The 16,356-nt window shown below is 57.7% G+C and carries 14 protein-coding genes and 1 riboswitch; of the genes, 12 read left to right on the plus strand and 2 right to left on the minus strand.

What is annotated here, in order from left to right; translation table 11 throughout:
• Positions 1–113 precede the first annotated feature (113 nt).
• Positions 114–1,250 carry an alkene reductase gene (locus IEX74_RS05095; protein ID WP_188811692.1) on the minus strand — a complete coding sequence of 379 codons (1,137 nt, stop codon included), beginning with the start codon at positions 1,248–1,250 and terminating at the stop codon, positions 114–116.
• Positions 1,251–1,477: 227 nt separating this feature from the next.
• A riboswitch (SAM riboswitch) is annotated at positions 1,478–1,588 on the plus strand.
• Positions 1,589–1,659: 71 nt separating this feature from the next.
• On the opposite strand from IEX74_RS05095, the gene metH reads away from it, so the two are divergent.
• The 10 genes from metH (at position 1,660) to IEX74_RS05145 (ending at position 13,281) form a co-directional block, all read left to right on the plus strand.
• The gene (gene metH / locus IEX74_RS05100; RefSeq protein ID WP_188811693.1) at positions 1,660–5,373 is read left to right on the plus strand and encodes a methionine synthase; all 3,714 of its coding nucleotides are present in this window, start codon (positions 1,660–1,662) and stop codon (positions 5,371–5,373) included.
• A 161-nt stretch (positions 5,374–5,534) separates the two neighbouring features.
• Entirely contained in the window at positions 5,535–6,491 is a 957-nt protein-coding gene (metF, locus tag IEX74_RS05105) for a methylenetetrahydrofolate reductase [NAD(P)H] (RefSeq protein ID WP_188811695.1), read from the plus strand.
• A gap of 143 nt (positions 6,492–6,634) precedes the next feature.
• Entirely contained in the window at positions 6,635–7,105 is a 471-nt protein-coding gene (locus IEX74_RS05110) for a tetratricopeptide repeat protein (RefSeq protein ID WP_188811697.1), read from the plus strand.
• Between the two features lie 456 nt (positions 7,106–7,561).
• Entirely contained in the window at positions 7,562–8,140 is a 579-nt protein-coding gene (locus IEX74_RS05115) for an energy transducer TonB (protein ID WP_188811699.1), read from the plus strand.
• A gap of 179 nt (positions 8,141–8,319) precedes the next feature.
• On the plus strand, positions 8,320–8,895 hold the full coding sequence (locus IEX74_RS05120) for an energy transducer TonB (protein WP_188811701.1): 576 nt from the start codon (positions 8,320–8,322) through the stop codon (positions 8,893–8,895).
• 56 nt (positions 8,896–8,951) lie between these two features.
• Positions 8,952–9,491, plus strand: coding sequence for a hypothetical protein (locus IEX74_RS05125; protein ID WP_188811703.1), 540 nt, complete (start codon positions 8,952–8,954; stop codon positions 9,489–9,491).
• A gap of 27 nt (positions 9,492–9,518) precedes the next feature.
• Positions 9,519–11,027 carry an N-acetylmuramoyl-L-alanine amidase gene (locus IEX74_RS05130; RefSeq protein WP_188811705.1) on the plus strand — a complete coding sequence of 503 codons (1,509 nt, stop codon included), beginning with the start codon at positions 9,519–9,521 and terminating at the stop codon, positions 11,025–11,027.
• A gap of 122 nt (positions 11,028–11,149) precedes the next feature.
• Positions 11,150–12,583 carry an OFA family MFS transporter gene (locus tag IEX74_RS05135; protein ID WP_188811707.1) on the plus strand — a complete coding sequence of 478 codons (1,434 nt, stop codon included), beginning with the start codon at positions 11,150–11,152 and terminating at the stop codon, positions 12,581–12,583.
• A 34-nt stretch (positions 12,584–12,617) separates the two neighbouring features.
• On the plus strand, positions 12,618–12,764 hold the full coding sequence (locus IEX74_RS05140; protein ID WP_188811709.1) for an MFS transporter small subunit: 147 nt from the start codon (positions 12,618–12,620) through the stop codon (positions 12,762–12,764).
• A 100-nt stretch (positions 12,765–12,864) separates the two neighbouring features.
• Positions 12,865–13,281 carry a putative signal transducing protein gene (locus tag IEX74_RS05145; protein ID WP_188811711.1) on the plus strand — a complete coding sequence of 139 codons (417 nt, stop codon included), beginning with the start codon at positions 12,865–12,867 and terminating at the stop codon, positions 13,279–13,281.
• A 26-nt stretch (positions 13,282–13,307) separates the two neighbouring features.
• Here the strand turns inward: IEX74_RS05145 and IEX74_RS05150 are convergent, their stop codons facing one another.
• Positions 13,308–14,528: a molybdopterin molybdotransferase MoeA gene (locus tag IEX74_RS05150; protein ID WP_188811713.1), complete on the minus strand. Its 1,221-nt coding sequence runs from the start codon at positions 14,526–14,528 to the stop codon at positions 13,308–13,310.
• A 141-nt stretch (positions 14,529–14,669) separates the two neighbouring features.
• On the opposite strand from IEX74_RS05150, the gene moaC reads away from it, so the two are divergent.
• Together moaC and IEX74_RS05160 are read left to right on the plus strand one after the other, a co-directional pair.
• Positions 14,670–15,158, plus strand: coding sequence for a cyclic pyranopterin monophosphate synthase MoaC (gene moaC, locus IEX74_RS05155; RefSeq protein ID WP_188811715.1), 489 nt, complete (start codon positions 14,670–14,672; stop codon positions 15,156–15,158).
• Positions 15,148–16,341, plus strand: coding sequence for an NTP transferase domain-containing protein (locus IEX74_RS05160; protein WP_229755126.1), 1,194 nt, complete (start codon positions 15,148–15,150; stop codon positions 16,339–16,341). Before moaC ends, IEX74_RS05160 begins: the two co-directional genes overlap by 11 nt.
• Positions 16,342–16,356: the final 15 nt, after the last annotated feature.

Consider the following 16,356-nt stretch of genomic DNA (forward strand, 5'->3'; position numbering starts at 1 on the left):
AAGTTGTGAGCATTTTTCTGTAAAGACGGCTACCTAGGTCTTCGGAGGAAACGTTCAGCAAAAAAGCCAACTGCTACAAAGCGGTTGGCCTTTCTCTTTTGAAAAGCTAGGTTTTAGCTTTTGCTCTGCTCGATATCCTGGGTGGCATAACCGGCTTCCGCCAGCGACGGATAGTCGATGTAGCCCTCATCACCGCCCCCGTAGAAGGTAGCCTGATCGGGGTCATTGAGGGCTGCGCCTTGCTGGTAACGCTCTACCAAATCGGGGTTCGAGATGAAGGGCACACCGAATGCAATGAGGTCAGCCTCATTGTTTTCCAGCGCTGCTTCGGCGGTTTCCTGGGTGTAGCCGCCGTTCAGGATGAACGGCCCCGTGAAGATCTGGCGCAAAGTTGGCGCAATCAGACCCTGACCGGGCTTAGCCGCCATCGGGTGGCCCGGCAGCGCTTCAATCACGTGCAGATACGCCAAACCTAGCTTATTGAGCTGCTCGGTTACGTAGCTAAACGTACCCAGGCGGTCAGCGTCGTTGATGCCCCCCATGCCACCATTAGGCGAGAGGCGAATGCCCGTACGGTCGGCGCCAAACACGCCGGCCACGGCCTGCACCACTTCCAACGCGAAGCGGGCGCGGTTTTCCACGCTGCCGCCGTATTCGTCGGTGCGCTGGTTGGTGCCATCCTGGATGAACTGATCCACCAGATAGCCATTAGCACCGTGCACTTCTGCGCCGTCGAAACCAGCTTTTTTGGCGTTTTCGGCAGCTTTGCGGAAATCTTCTACGGCGGCCTTCACTTCGCTGGTTTCCAAAGCGCGCGGCGTCGGAATTTCTTCCATCCCGTTGGCCGTAAAGGCTTTAACGCCCGTGGGCTGCACCGCCGATGGTGCTACCGGCAGCTCTCCATTGTGGAAGGCGGGGTGCGAAATGCGGCCCACATGCCACAGCTGAATAAAGATGCGGCCGCCGGCAGCGTGCACGGCATCCGTCACTTTCTTCCAGCCCGCTACCTGTGCCTCCGAGTAGATACCCGGCGTGAAGATGTAGCCCACGCCCTGCTGCGAAACCTGCGAGCCTTCGGTGATGATGAGGCCCGCGGAAGCCCGCTGCACGTAATATTTTACCGTCGAGTCGGTCGGAACATTGCCTTCGTTGTTGGCGCGGCTCCGCGTCATCGGGGCCATCACAAAACGGTTGGGCAAGGTAAGCGCGCCCATGGTGAAGGGCGTAAAAAGCTTGGTTTTCTGAGTCATGATAAGAAATATGTGAGCATACTAAGTTGGATGCAAACTATTCAAGGGCATCAACCAGTGTAGCTACACGAATGTTTAGGGCTGTAGGAACGCGCCGCGGCGCGTTCGGCACCCGCGCCGTTTGAAGGCGGTTGTTCAACAAAGGTCGTTCAACGCCGAACGCGCCACGGCGCGTTCCTACATGGCAGCGCTTACTTTTCCACCGTTCCGCCGTATCTTTGCCCTGATACTTATCCAGAAAGACCGAGGGACTGGGCCCTGTGACGTCTTGGCAACCTGAAATAAAACAAGGTGCCAACTCCCATTCGGCCGGAATTCGCGGCCGGAGAAGATAAGTACGGAACCTGCGCGCGCAGTTTTCTCTTTCTGGATAGGCTCAAGTAGTACGCCGATTTCCGAAGGAGAAACCATGAAAATAGCCTGTCCCGACTCGCCCCTTTACAACATCCTCCAACAGCGCATCCTCGTGCTTGATGGTGCGATGGGCACTATGATTCAGCGACATCCGCTGACGGAAGAGGATTTCCGAGGCACGCGCTTTGCGGATCATCCCAAGCCTCTGCGCGGCAACAACGACCTGCTGAGCCTCACCCGCCCCGACATTATTCGCGGCATCCACGCCGAGTATTTTGCGGCCGGCGCCGATATGGTGGAAACCAATACATTCAGCGGCACTACCATCGCCCAAGCCGACTATGGCCTGGAGCACGTCGTGTATGAGTTGAACTACGAGTCGGCGCGCCTAGCCCGCGAAGCCGCCGACGAATACACGGCCCAAGACCCAAGCAAACCTAGGTTTGTGGCCGGCGCCATCGGCCCGACGAACCGCACGGCCTCCCTCTCGCCCGACGTGAACCGGCCTGGCTTCCGCGCTATTACCTTCGATGAGCTGGCTACTGCCTACCATGAGCAGGTGCGCGGCCTCGTGGACGGCGGTGTGGATGCGCTATTGATCGAAACGATCTTCGATACGCTTAACGCCAAAGCGGCGCTGTTTGCGGTGCAGAAGTTCTTCGACGAAGGCGGCCGCGTGGTGCCCATCATGATTTCGGGCACGATTACCGATGCTTCGGGCCGCACGCTTTCGGGGCAGACGGTGGAGGCTTTCTGGAACTCCATCAGTCACTTACCGCTGCTAAGCGTGGGCCTGAACTGCGCCCTAGGAGCCGCCCAGCTCAAGCAGTACGTGCAGGAGCTGAGCCGCATTTCGGACGTGCACATTTCGGCTTACCCGAATGCCGGACTGCCAAATGCCTTCGGTGGCTACGACGAATCAGCTGAGGAATTTGCTGGCGTGGTAGAGGATTACCTGAAAGATGGCATCATCACCGTCATCGGGGGCTGCTGCGGTACCACGCCTCAGCACATCGGCGAGCTAGCTAGGTTGGTAAATCAGTATCAACCTAGGCCGCTGCCCGAAATACCGCCCGTGACGCGCCTAAGCGGTTTGGAGCCGTTTGGCTTCGACGATAACAGCCTGTTTGTGAATGTGGGCGAGCGGTGCAACGTGACTGGCTCGCGTGCCTTTGCGCGCCTCATTCGTACGGGTGCCTACGAGGAAGCTTTGGCCGTGGCCCGCGCTCAAGTAGAAGGCGGCGCCCAGGTTATCGATGTGAATATGGACGAAGGCATGCTCGATTCGGAGCAGGCCATGACGACCTTCCTCAACCTGATTGCCTCTGAGCCCGACATTGCTCGCGTGCCTGTTATGATCGACTCCTCGAAGTGGAGCGTGCTGGAAGCGGGCCTGAAGTGCGTGCAGGGCAAGAGCATCGTCAACTCCATTTCGCTCAAGGAAGGCGAGGAAGTGTTCAAAGAACGCGCCCGCACCGTGCGCCAGTACGGCGCCGCGATGGTAGTCATGGCCTTCGACGAGCAAGGCCAGGCCGACAGCTACGAGCGGCGCATCGAAATCTGTAAGCGCAGCTACGACATTCTGGTGAACGAAGTCGGCTTTCCGGCTACCGACATCATCTTCGACCCTAACATCTTAACAGTTGGCACCGGCATCGAGGAACACCGCAACTATGCCGTCGACTTCATCAACGCCGTGCGCTGGATCAAGGAAAACCTACCCGGTGCCCGCACCAGCGGCGGCGTTAGCAACGTCAGCTTCTCCTACCGCGGCAACGACGTGGTGCGCGAGGCCATGCACTCGGCTTTCCTCTACCACGCCATCCGCGCTGGCCTCGACATGGGCATCGTAAACCCCAGCCAGCTAGCAGTATACGATGACGTGCCGAAGGATTTGCTGGAGCTTTGCGAAGATGTGCTGCTGAATCGTCGCGATGATGCTACCGAGCGCCTCGTGACCTTTGCCGACACCGTAAAGCAGAAAGACAAAGCCGTAGTCGTAGCCGACGAGTGGCGGAGCTTACCCGTAGCCGAGCGCCTGAAACATGCGCTGGTGAAGGGCATTACGGAGTTCATTGACCAGGATACGGAAGAAGTACGCCAGCAAGTCGGCCGCCCGCTTGATGTGATTGAAGGCCCGCTGATGGCGGGCATGAACGTGGTTGGCGACCTGTTTGGCGCGGGCAAGATGTTCTTGCCGCAGGTAGTGAAATCGGCGCGCGTAATGAAAAAAGCCGTGGCTTACCTGGAGCCGTACCTGCAAGCCGAAAAAGAAGGAACCGAGCGCCAGACCGCGGGTAAGATCCTGCTAGCCACCGTGAAAGGCGACGTACACGATATCGGTAAGAACATCGTGGGCGTGGTGCTGGCCTGCAACAACTTCGATATCGTGGACCTAGGTGTGATGGTGCCACTGGAACGCATTTTGGACGAAGCGCAGAAGCAAGGTGCCGACATTATCGGCCTGAGCGGCCTGATTACGCCTTCCTTGGATGAAATGGTATACGTGGCTGCCGAGATGGAAAAGCGTGGCCTGAAAACGCCGCTGCTCATCGGTGGCGCGACGACCTCACGCCTGCACACAGCCGTGAAGATTGCACCTTCTTACACCGGCCCGGTGGTGCACGTACACGACGCTTCGCGCAGCGTGGGCGTGGCGGCCGGTTTGCTCGGTTCGGGCAAGGACATGTACGCCAACACCGTGACGGAAGAGTACCGCCAGCTCCGCGACGACCACGCTGGCCGCCAGCGCGATAAGCAGTACCTCACCATTGAAGCGGCCCGCGAAAACCAGTTTAAATCCGATTGGAAAACGACGCCCATCACCAAACCTAGCTTCCTAGGTACCAAGGTGCTAGAAGATTATCCGCTCGATGAGCTAGCCCAATACATCGACTGGACGCCCTTCTTCCACACCTGGGAGCTACGCGGCCGTTACCCCCGCATCTTGCAAGATGAAACATTAGGCGAGGCTGCCACGAAGCTGTTTGAAGATGCCCAAGCGATGTTGCGCAAAGTCATCGATGAGAAGCTGCTGACCGCACGGGCAGTAGTTGGCTTCTGGCCGGCCAACACGGTCGGTTACGACACGATCGAAGTATACGCCGATGACTCGCGCGAGCAAGTAGCTACCGAGTTTTTCACCCTACGCCAGCAGGGCGAGAAAGGGCCCAAGATTCCGAACCTGGCTTTCTCCGATTACGTCGCCCCCAAAGCAACTGGCCGCGAGGACTACATCGGCGGCTTTGCCGTGACGGCCGGCCTAGGTATTGAGAAACTGTTGGAAAGGTTTGAGGCTGAGCACGATGACTACTCCAGCATCATGATTAAAGCCCTGGCCGACCGTTTGGCCGAGGCCTTTGCCGAGCGCCTGCACCAGCGCGTGCGGGAGGAGTTCTGGGGCTACGCGCCCAACGAAAACCTCAGCGGCGACGAGCTGATTCAGGAGAAGTACCGGGGCGTACGTCCCGCGCCCGGCTATCCCGGCTGCCCCGACCACACGGAGAAAATCACGCTATTTGAGCTGCTGGATGCCGAGAACAAAACGGGTATTCGGCTCACCGAAAACCTAGCTATGTACCCGGCTTCGTCGGTGAGCGGCCTCTACTACGCGCACCCGGATTCGCGGTATTTTGGTCTGGGTAAGATTGGCAAAGACCAGGTTGAGGATATCGCGCAACGCAAGAACATGCCGGTGGCAGAGCTGGAACGCTGGCTCTCGCCTAACCTTAATTATAGCCCCACTGCTGTACCCGTTACGGCGCTGTAGCGCGAACCGAAGGAAGGTGTTAGCCAAGCTCCCGCTTCACGTATCGTCCGCGCTGTTTGTATTGTACTCACAATGATTATCGTTCAACGATGCGCGAAGCGGGAGCTTCGCGCTACATTCCGCTCCGTCTACTCCTTCACCGAACCTAGGCGGCTCTCTACATGAAAGTAACCGACCACCTCGCTAGCGCTCAAGGTAAAACGCTTTTTTCCTTCGAAGTGCTGCCGCCGCGCAAGGGCGAAAACATCCAGAACCTGTTCAGCAACATTGAGCCGCTGATGGAGTTCAAGCCGCCGTTTATCGACGTGACGTACCACCGCGAGGAGTACGTGTACCAGCGCCATCCGAACGGCTTATTGGAGAAGAAAACGGTGCGCAAGCGGCCCGGCACCGTAGGTATTTGCGCGGCCATCAAGAACCGCTTCGACGTGGACACGGTGCCGCACCTGATCTGTGGAGGCTTCTCGAAGGAGGAAACGGAAAATGCGCTGATTGACTTGCACTTCCTGGGTATTGACACGGTGCTGGCCCTACGCGGCGACCCGATCAAATCGGAAGGGCACTTCATTCCGAATCCCAACGGGCACGCGTATGCCGCCGACCTGATCGGGCAGGTACACGACCTCAACAAGGGCGAGTACCTGAACCAGGAACAGGACGAAACGGCCGCCACCAACTTCTGCATCGGCACGGCGGGCTACCCCGAAAAGCACTTCGAAGCGCCTAACTACGGCGCCGATATTCGCTACCTGAAGCACAAAGTAGACCGCGGCGCCAACTACATCGTGACGCAGATGTTCTTCGACAACGAGCAGTTCTTCAGCTTCGAGAAACGCTGCCGGGAAGCGGGCATCACCGTGCCGATCATTCCCGGCCTGAAGCCACTCACCACCAAAAGCCAGCTCACCATGCTGCCGCGCTCCTTTTACCTGAGCATCCCGGAAGCCTTGGCGGAAGCCGTGCACCTAGCCCCCGATAACGAAGCAGCCCGCCAGATCGGTATCGAGTGGTGCATTAATCAATCGAAGGAGCTGATGGCCCACGGCGTGCCCTGCCTGCACTACTACACCATGAGTAAGTCGGAGTCAATCCGCCGCATAGCCGCCGCACTGTTTTAGTCAGTTAACATTTACCAATTAACATTTAACATCTATTCAACTTCTTGCGGTATAAGTCCTTGCTAACACTTCTCACCTGGTTCCTACCTAGGTCACTAAGTCGTCAACCTATGAACTGGTAACTGGTAACTGGTAATTGTTAAATGACAAATGACCTCGACGATTTATTTGAGCGGCTGCGGCTGGCCAAAGCGCCAGCTGAGATAGAAGCGTTGCAGGATGGCATCTGGCAACTGTGGCTCACGACCGGCGACCAGCAGCTCGATAAGCACCTGGAAGAAGGCATCCGAGCCCTTTCGGCCGGTGATTACACCCAGGCTATCAGCCTGTTTACGCATCTGATCGAGGCACAACCTAGCTTTGCGGAAGGCTGGAACAAGCGGGCCACGGCCTACTACCTGCGCGGCGAGTACCGCGCTTCCCTGCTCGACGTGACCGAGACGCTGCGTAGGGAGCCGCGCCACTTCGGGGCACTGGCCGGCTGGGCAACTATGCTCCGGATGCTGGGTGACCAACGAGGGTCGTTGCACGTGCTCCGGCGGTTAGAGCGCCTCTGCCCGAATTTGCCAGGATTACCAGAGCAGATTCGGAATCTAGAGGATGAGCTTGAGTGAACTCAACATACAAGCTGCTTTTAGGCGTACCAGCTAGCTTTTGAAGCTATCCGGTACGCCTTTTGTTTTGGCTGGTACTCAAGTCACTAATACTTACTTGTAAAGCCCTGGCTACTCTCTGCAAGCTAGCTTAGCAAGACGTCTGGAGTGCTCGACTCTGTCAAGCTGCTCAGGTAACTATTTGTCTACATCAATCGATTGCAATCATTTATAATACAATCTGCAATCGATTGCGAAAAGTGGTTTATTATTTGCATATTCTTTATACTTAAAATAAGATCTGAAGCGCAGTACTCCTATACAACGTAATTATTACGCTATTCAACCGCTATAAGGCACTATCTAGCGGAAGCATGTTACCAACTTAGCTATAGCCGTATTCTACTAATCTAAGAACATGAAATAACAAAAAGGGGCAGCTTCCTTGGCTAATCCCTTAATTTTCCTCTTTTGAATATGAAACAACCTTTACTTGCGTTATTCTTTTGTCTTGCACTTCCTCCAACCATCAGTAAGGCGCAGCGCAGCGTTAAGACTGAGTTCGAGCAGGGCACGATGGATAAGGGGAAGAAAGTAGGCGTTTGGGAATACTACAACTATAGCCGCAACACCGACCAACCCATGGTGGTGCAGAAGTACGATCATACGAATAATAAGCTACTCTACTACTTACCCGTTGAGCCTCAGACCTATGAGGTAGAGAAGCACCCCGGCGACTGGATGATGAGCCAGGTAGATCAGCCTCCGATATACATTGGCGGAACAGGTGTGCTTAGCTCCTATATTTCTCAGATGAAGTACCCGGAAACTGCGCAGCAAGCCGGCGTGCAGGGCAAGGTAATTGTCTCCTTCACCATTGATACGCTTGGCCGGGCCACTGGGCATAAGGTGACGAAATCCGTTGGTGGCGGCTGCGACCAGGAAGCGCTCCGCACCTGCCAATCTATTCCGAATCAGTGGCTTGCACCGCGTATTGGCAGCAAAGCCGTAGCCGTGCGCTACATGATGCCCTTCTCCTTCAAGCTAGATAAGTAAAGCGCTCGACACTGATAGTCGACCAGACAGCAGCTAATATGGCAGAACGTTTATAGTAGTCAGATTTGGCTCATGGCGCAGGCTGTGAGCTGGCTTTGTGCTTTTAAGTAGGTCCGGTGCCCCGATTTCGAGGCGCCAACAGAATCGATCTTGGTACCCACCCTCCAACGTTTCAACCTATGAAGTACCATTTACTCTTCTCAGTTGCTCTAGTTTTTACGGCCGCTTCGGGCTGGGCCCAGCGCATACGCACCACCGAGTGGGAAAGCGGTATGCTCGAAAAAGGTAAAAAAAGCGGCGTATGGGAGTACTACGCGCCCACCCGCGACGGCAAGGTGATGGTGCAGAAGTATGACCACTCCACCAATAAGCTACTGTTCTATCGCCCCATCGAAGACATCGAATACAATGTGGAGCTACAGCTAGGGCAGTGGAGCCGCAACCACGTAGATCAGCCCCCTTTGTACCTAGGTGGTGAGCAGCCTTTGGCCTTGTTTCTGGCTGGCAACTTAATTTATCCGGTTAGGGCGCAGGAAGCCAAGATGCAGGGTAAAGTTCTGGTGTCGTTCGCTATTGATACCCTAGGTCACGCATCCAACCACAAAATAGTGCTTCGCGTGGGTGGCGGCTGCGATGAAGAAGCCCTGCGCGTGTGCCGCAACATTCCGAACCAGTGGATTCCGGCCCGCAAAGATGGCCGGGCGGTGGCGGTACAGTATGAGCTGCCCGTCGTGTTCCGAATGCCCACCAATTAGTCGACAGTAACAACTTTTCGTATAAGGCGCTTATGGAGACATCAGCGCCTTATTTTTTGCTCTTTCGGACCAACTTGCTGCTTGCCAGCCTGGTTTGGCTCACGGCTTGCGACAGCACGCCACGCGAGCGACAGGAAATTGTGCGGCAGGAAGCCCGTAAGCTCGATACCCTCGCCGACAAAGCAGCCGTGAAGCTCCGCGCCGCGGGCCGCCGCACAATGCAGTACGATTCAGCGGCCCGCGTGCGCAAAAGTCAGCCACTCGGTAAAGCAGCTGAAGCTAGCTTTACCAAGGAATTGCTCGGCACCTATTCTGACTTTCAGAGTATTAATCCTGATAATGTGGCGGCGGCTTACACCCAGTTTATGCGCCAGGTTCGGGCCAAGCGCCGCACCTGGACTCAGCGCGACTGGGATTATGCTGACGCCATTTATAAGCACCTGAATGAGCGCCGCCGCGCTATTCGCCTAGATATTCGGGCCTCTGACGATGTACGCATCAAGAGCTTACAGGCTGAGTACCTAGCGCTGGAGAATGGGCGTGATCTTAAGGACTACGGCCAAGCCATCGGCAACAAGCCAGCGGCCGACCGTTAGTAAAACAGCATGTTGCGTGCTGCCTGTATGCACTTTTCGCGTGGGTGTGGCTTGTTAGCTGGGCTAATCCTTAGCTATAAAGCCACTTACGCGCAAACGCTTATTCAACGAGCGGAAACGGTGCCGGCGGCCGATCAGTGGCTGCAACCCGGCGACCGGCTGCAAGTGCGCGTGCAAGCGCAGGCGGGTTGCCAGGCCACCTTCTTCGGCGGCAAGCCACTGGTGGAGCTAGCCCCTGCCCTCACGAAAGGGCAGCGCGGCATCTACCAAGGGACCTATGTGGTGCAGCCCGGCGACACGCTGCACGACCGCCCCATCACCGTTGAAGTGCTTGCACCTGATAGCACCCGATCCACGGCCAGCACGCGCAACAAGGTCCGATTTCTGAACCCCAACGAGCCGCAGCTTGCCCTGACGAAAGGCGCCCTGGCTTATCTGAACTATGGCATTGGCGAAGACCGGCTCGGCGGCGCCAAGCTAGGTTACCTGGATTCGTTGGTGGTGCTGCACCTCACGGGGCGCGTCGGCAACCTCTACCGGGTACAACTATCTGGTAGCCAAATGGCTTGGGTGCCGCAGGAGGTAATTCGGCTGTTGCCGCCGGGTGGCTTCGTACCTAGGTCGCTCACGGGTTCGTGGAGCGTGTACGGCGACTCGCTGTATGACTACGTGCAGGTACCTTTGGACGCCCGCTTGCCTTACCGCTCCCAGCTTCTTACCGAGCCGACTCGCCTCGCGGTGGATGTATTTGGAGCCACTTCCAACACTAACTGGATAACCCAGCGCGACGGTTTGCAAGCGCTGAGCGACGTTCATTATGAACAGCCAGAACCCGACGTATTTCGACTCGTGCTGGACCTGCGTCATAAGCAAGCCTGGGGCTACAGCATTGCTTACCAGGGAAATACGCTCGTTATTAAAGTAAAACGCCCGCCTGCCAAGCTGCGCCTGCGTGGGCTAACTATTGCCGTGGATGCCGGACACGGCGGCACCAACGTAGGCGCTACCGGCGCTACGGGTGCCCGCGAAAAAGACATTACCCTCGCCATTGCCCAGCGCCTGCGCCAGGAGTTAACCCGCCACGGCGCCCGTGTGGTGATGACGCGGGAAACGGAAAAGACCGTCGAAAACAGCGACCGGATTCTGCGCTTGCGCCAGCTCAACCCGAATCTGCTGGTGAGTATTCACGTCAACTCGACGGGCAATGCAACCACGCAGGGCACGAGTACCTACTACCGCTACCTGGCTTTCCGGCCGTTGTCGGTGGCGCTGTACGAGGCGATGCGTAGGACAGGCTTAAAAGGATTTGGCAATGTGGGCAGCTTCAACTTTGGGCTGAACGGCCCCACGGAATATCCTAACGCTTTGGTAGAAACCGCTTTTATCTCCAATGCAGAGGATGAAAAGCGCCTTATTGATCCACGATTTCAGCAGCAGATAGCCGAGCAGCTGACCAAAGGAATAGAAGAGTTTTTACGCCGCACTCGCCGGAGAGGAATTGGCGGCTGGCTGTCGGCAAAAGCGCAAGAGCAATAAGTCTAAGTTCAATCCTTTCAGACCTAGCTTTTTAGCTTCCGGCTTCGTACACCGCTTTTGCCGTCTTGGCCTTGCGAGAGGCAGGCGGCACTTTCCCCTCACTCCCTCATCCATTCCCCCTCATGGCAACCACCTCTCTACTGGATACTAGTTCGGCCAGTACCTCAGTCCTCAACCGCAGCCGCACCGTTGCCGGTCCGGGCTATAACCGCTGGCTCGTGCCGCCGGCTGCTTTGGCGATTCACCTGGCTATTGGGCAGGCGTATGCGTTCAGCGTGTTCAACAAGCCCCTGGGTTCCCTCATCAGCGGCGACCCGAACCATCCGGCGCCTGCTGACTGGACCGCCGGGCAAATTGGCTGGACGTTCTCTATTGCCATTGTGCTGCTCGGGTTGTCGGCGGCGGTTTTTGGGAAGTGGCTGGAGCGCGTAGGGCCGCGTAAGGCCATGATGGCGGCCTCGTTGTGCTTTGGCGGCGGCTTTCTGATCGGCTCGCTTGGCGTGCATTTACACAGTTTGGCGCTGCTGTATTTCGGCTACGGTTTCGTGGGCGGCATTGGGCTAGGTATCGGCTATATCTCGCCGGTGAGTACGCTGATTAAGTGGTTTCCCGACCGCAAAGGTGTGGCAACCGGCATGGCTATTATGGGCTTTGGCGGCGGCGCCATGATTGGTTCGCCGCTGGCAGTGGCCCTCATGAACCATTTCCAGGGCTCCGCACCGCAAGGGGTAGCGCCTACGTTCATCGCGATGGGCATTATTTATTTGCTATTCATGCAGTTCGGCGTCTGGACGATTCGGGTGCCGGCTGATAACTGGGCGCCCGAAGGCTATGTACCTAGCACGGAGCACAGCGCCCTTATCACCACCGGCAACGTGTCGGCCGACAACGCCATCAAGACGCCGCAGTTTTGGCTGTTGTGGGTGGTGCTGCTCACCAACGTGACGGCGGGCATTGGGGTGTTGGAAACCGCTTCGCCGCTGATTCAGGAAACCTTCTCCGATAAGTTTATGGGCACGGGGCGGGGCGTAACGGCGGCGGCAGCGGCTGGCTTTGTGGGTTTGCTGAGCTTGTTCAACCTGCTCGGCCGATTCTTCTGGTCGTCGGCGTCGGATAAGCTAGGTCGGAAGGTGGCGTATGCTATCTACTTCGGGCTGGGCATTTTGCTTTACGCCCTCATCCCAACCCTAGGCCACAACCTGCAACTGACGCTGTACGTGGTAGTTGCGTGCGTGATTATCAGCATGTACGGCGGCGGCTTCGCAACGGCGCCCGCCTACCTCTCCGATTTGTTTGGCAAGTACCAGGTCGGCGCTATTCACGGGCGTCTGCTTACGGCCTGGAGCACGGCCGGCGTGCTAGGTCCGCTGATTGTGCACAACCTGCACGAAAGCGCCGTTGAAAAAGGCTTGACCGGCGCAGCGGCTTACCAGAACGTGTTCTACACCATGGCCGGGCTGCTGGCCGTTGGCCTGCTCGCCGACCTTCTGGTGCGGCCCGTAGCCGAGCGTTTTTACGAAAAAGGCCCTGTTACCATCGAAGCGGGCAGCCACTAAGCCGCGCTTCCACATCACTAATTCTTTGATTATCATGACCCAACAACCTAATTCTTCCACTCCCGTATCTGACGAGCCAGCTACCGGCGGTTCTGTGGTTCTTGCCTGGCTGTTCGTCGGCATTCCGCTGCTTTGGGGCGTGTCGCAGACCTTCATCAAAGCATTGGCTTTGTTTAAATAGCTCACCCGGCCACGAACCGTCCCACTAGGTTCGTACTTTCGAAGAGCACTTGGCACCGAGCCGGGTGCTCTTTTGTTTTCGTTGAAAACACCTCCTGCTCATGTCTGCTGACTCTGCCGCCGACCGCATAGTGCTGCTCGAATCCTTCCCGAATTACATTGCAGCGCACGTAGCCAAAAGCCGCCTCGACGCTGAGAATATCCCGTGTTTTCTGAGCAACGAAAATCGCCCCTACGGCCCTATTGCTGGCGGCGTGCGCCTACACGTCCGGCAGCAAGACCTAGCTACCGCGCAGCAGATTCTGCTGGATGAAGTAGTGCCGATGCGGGTAAATCCCGTTGTCGAAGACGAAACAACGACGCGCACCTGCCCGCGGTGCGGCTCCCACGACGTATCAACCGAGCCTGTGCTCGATCCTTCGGCCAACGTTCCGATGCGTGTGTTCGCCTTGATTAGTTGGTCGTTGCGCGGCGAACATTACCACTGTTTTCACTGCGGGTTCGAGTTTAAAGGCTAGCAGACCGTCATGCTTTGAGTAAGATATTATGCCCGGAAGCGCCACACAGGCAACACCGTACCGGCCGGAAAGAAGTCTTGCTCGGCGGGCAACTCTAAAAATCCGTCGCTGGGCAGCAAACTAGCTAGGTCGCCGGAGCCATGCGCCCGCTCGGGGTGCGCCAGCACGCGGCCATCGGAAGTTGATTCGAGGCTAACGAGCAGAAAATGAACAATCTTAGGGCGAAACGTGACATCAGTAGCTAGCATGGCATACGCCATTGGCACAAAGCTAGGTGCAGGCAGCTGGATGGCCCGAAGCCAAGGCTGCGCGTAGCGGTAATAATTTACGAACGTAGAAACCGGATTGCCCGGCAGCGCAAACACCACGGCGCCATCGGGGTGCTGCCCGAACCAAAACGGCTTGCCCGGCCGCTGCTGCACCTCATGGAAAATCTGCTCAACGCCAATTTCTTGCAGCGACGCTGGCAGAAAGTCGGCCTTGCCTTTTGATACGCCGCCGCTGAGCAGCACCGCGTCGTAGTCGCGCAGCAGGCTAGGGAGGCCGGTGCGGAGCGCTTCGGGGTCGTCGTTGAAGTGAAAGGCTTCGGCGGTGCCGCCGGCCTGTTGCACGGCGGCGGCCAGCATGTAGGAGTTGGAGCGCCGAATCTGGTGGGGCAAGGGCTGCTCTCCGATATCAACCAGCTCATCACCGGTGCTTACCACGGCTACTTTCGGGCGCCGGGCTACCAGTAAATCCACGGCGCCGACGGTGGCAGCTACGGCTACTTCGGCCGGACCTAGCAAGGTGCCGGCGGGCAGCAGCACGTCGCCTTGTTGGCGGTCGGAGGCCTGGCGGTGTACGTTGTGGCCGCTGGCGGTTGGCGGCACTTGCAAGGTGGCGAAGCGGTTGCCGCTGCCGTCTTCTTCGATGAGGATATCCTCGTAGCGCACGACGGCGTCGGTGCCCGGTGGCAGGGCGGCGCCGGTCATGATTTCGATGGCGGCAGCAGGGTCGGAGAGCGGCACGGGCGGCTGACCGGCAAACTGCGTTTTCTCAATAACGAAGCGCGTTTGCCCGTTTGCTACGGCGCTATAAGCCAGCGCAATGCCATCCATGGCTACCCGGTTGAAGGGCGGAAAGTCGCGGTCGGCGGTTATGTCCTGGCGCAGCACCCGACCTAGGGCAGCGGTAAACGGCACCGTTTCGGGCGGCAGCGGACGAGCGGTAGCAAGCACGCGGCGCGTGGCTTCTTCGACAGAGAGCATAGAGAAAAAAGAGGGGGGAATGTAGCGCGAAGCTCCCGCTTCGCGTATCGTTGAACGACTAGCACCTAGGTTGCCGTGCTAACTTTATCGTTCAACGATACGCGAAGCACAGGCTTCGCGCTACATTCTACGTTACTTTTCATGTCTGACACTCCCAAACTAACGCACCTGAACGACGCCGGCCAGCCTTCCATGGTCGATGTGGGCGGCAAAACCGTGACGCGGCGCGTGGCGCGCGCCCGGAGCCGGGTTATCCTAGGTTCCGAAATTATTCAGCTGGTGCAGGCCGGCGACCTCCCCACGCGTAAAGGCCCTGTGTTCCAGACGGCTATCATCGCCGGCGTCATGGCAGCCAAGAAAACGTCGGACCTTATTCCGCTCTGCCACCCCATCGGCCTCGACGACTGCCAGATTCGAATCGAAGTAGCTGCACCTGACGCCGTTATCATCGAGTGCACGGCCACCGTAACCAGCAAAACCGGCGTGGAGATGGAGGCGCTAACGGGTGCTTCCGTGGCGGCGCTTACCGTGTATGATATGTGCAAGGCTCTCTCGCACGACATTGTTATTGCCGAAACCCGCCTGCTCGACAAAACGGGCGGCAAACAAGATTTTCATCATGTCGACTAACATCACGGCGGGCGTTGCCCAGCACACCAAACACCCCCCAATGGCCCGGCCCCACCTTGGCGAGTTTGGCCGCCACGAGCTAGCTATTTTGGGCGCGCCGTGCGGCAAGATCAAGGAGTTGGTGGCGCGCCTGCTGCCGCACCTGGCTCCTGCGCTCAGCGTAGCCTACGTGGATGCCGACCACGCCGCCGGCGACGATGCCGCGGGTGGCGGCGCCGGCGGCGCTAGCCCTATTATGCTGGCCGGGGCCTCTGCCGAGCTGACCGACAAAATCACCTTCTGCCGTGTCGATCAACGGCTTACGCTTGATCCTTTCACGCAGAAAGAGCTGCTGGCCAACCAAAGCATTGTATTGGTGAATGGCAATCATTTCCGTGCAAAACAGCAACTCATCATCCTCGACCCCGCCAAGCCCCTCGACCGCAAGCTCGACCGCCTGACGGATGTGCGCGCCATTTTGCTGCCCGAAGGCGTGACGGAACTACCGGAGTACCTGCGGGTGCACTTGCCGCAAATTGAGCAGTTGCCAGTGCTAGCTCTAGCCAATACGGCTGCTATTGCCGCCTTTGTGCAACAATGGTGGCACGAGAGCCGTCCGCCGCTACGTGGCCTGGTGCTAGCCGGCGGCTTCAGCCAACGCATGCAAACCGACAAAGGCCGCCTGCACTATCACGGCCTGGAACAGCGTCAGTATACCGCGCAGCTGCTGTCAGAATTCTGCACCGATGTAATGGTTTCGTGCCGCCCGGAGCAGGCTACGGAGCTGCCGCAGGGCCTCACGCCTCTCCCCGACCGCTTCCTTGGCCTAGGTCCGGTAGGCGGCATTCTCTCGGCGCTTCAGCTCGATCCGAACTCGGCCTGGCTGGCCGTGCCCTGCGACTTACCTTTTTTATCGACTGCTACTTTGCAGTATTTGGTGGAGCATCGGAACGCGGGTAAAGTCGCCACGGCTTTCCAAAGCCCCGAGAATGAGTTTCCCGAGCCGCTCACCAGCATCTGGGAGCCGCGTAGCTATGGCGTGCTCCTGCGTTTTATGAGCCTGGGTTACTCCTGCCCACGTAAAGCGCTGATAAACTCTGATATTGAGTTGATTACGCCCCCTAAGCCGGAAGAGCTACGCAACGTGAACACGCCGCAGGAGCGCGAAGCAGCTGAACGAGAGCTTAGAAGTTTTGAATGTTGAGTGTTGAATAATTCT

This window comes from Hymenobacter cavernae (genome assembly GCF_014641455.1).
Lineage (GTDB): Bacteria > Bacteroidota > Bacteroidia > Cytophagales > Hymenobacteraceae > Hymenobacter > Hymenobacter cavernae.

What these genes read in the sequence shown, in the direction of transcription:
- IEX74_RS05145 (WP_188811711.1), top strand. Translation starts at nt 12,865, where the DNA reads ATGTCTGCTGACTCTGCCGCCGACCGCATAGTGCTGCTCGAATCCTTC.
- IEX74_RS05130 (WP_188811705.1), top strand. Translation starts at nt 9,519, where the DNA reads ATGCACTTTTCGCGTGGGTGTGGCTTGTTAGCTGGGCTAATCCTTAGC.
- IEX74_RS05120 (WP_188811701.1), top strand. Translation starts at nt 8,320, where the DNA reads ATGAAGTACCATTTACTCTTCTCAGTTGCTCTAGTTTTTACGGCCGCT.
- IEX74_RS05135 (WP_188811707.1), top strand. Translation starts at nt 11,150, where the DNA reads ATGGCAACCACCTCTCTACTGGATACTAGTTCGGCCAGTACCTCAGTC.
- IEX74_RS05150 (WP_188811713.1), bottom strand. Translation starts at nt 14,528, where the DNA reads ATGCTCTCTGTCGAAGAAGCCACGCGCCGCGTGCTTGCTACCGCTCGT.
- IEX74_RS05095 (WP_188811692.1), bottom strand. Translation starts at nt 1,250, where the DNA reads ATGACTCAGAAAACCAAGCTTTTTACGCCCTTCACCATGGGCGCGCTT.
- IEX74_RS05140 (WP_188811709.1), top strand. Translation starts at nt 12,618, where the DNA reads ATGACCCAACAACCTAATTCTTCCACTCCCGTATCTGACGAGCCAGCT.
- moaC (WP_188811715.1), top strand. Translation starts at nt 14,670, where the DNA reads ATGTCTGACACTCCCAAACTAACGCACCTGAACGACGCCGGCCAGCCT.
- metH (WP_188811693.1), top strand. Translation starts at nt 1,660, where the DNA reads ATGAAAATAGCCTGTCCCGACTCGCCCCTTTACAACATCCTCCAACAG.
- IEX74_RS05160 (WP_229755126.1), top strand. Translation starts at nt 15,148, where the DNA reads ATGTCGACTAACATCACGGCGGGCGTTGCCCAGCACACCAAACACCCC.
- IEX74_RS05115 (WP_188811699.1), top strand. Translation starts at nt 7,562, where the DNA reads ATGAAACAACCTTTACTTGCGTTATTCTTTTGTCTTGCACTTCCTCCA.
- IEX74_RS05110 (WP_188811697.1), top strand. Translation starts at nt 6,635, where the DNA reads ATGACAAATGACCTCGACGATTTATTTGAGCGGCTGCGGCTGGCCAAA.
- metF (WP_188811695.1), top strand. Translation starts at nt 5,535, where the DNA reads ATGAAAGTAACCGACCACCTCGCTAGCGCTCAAGGTAAAACGCTTTTT.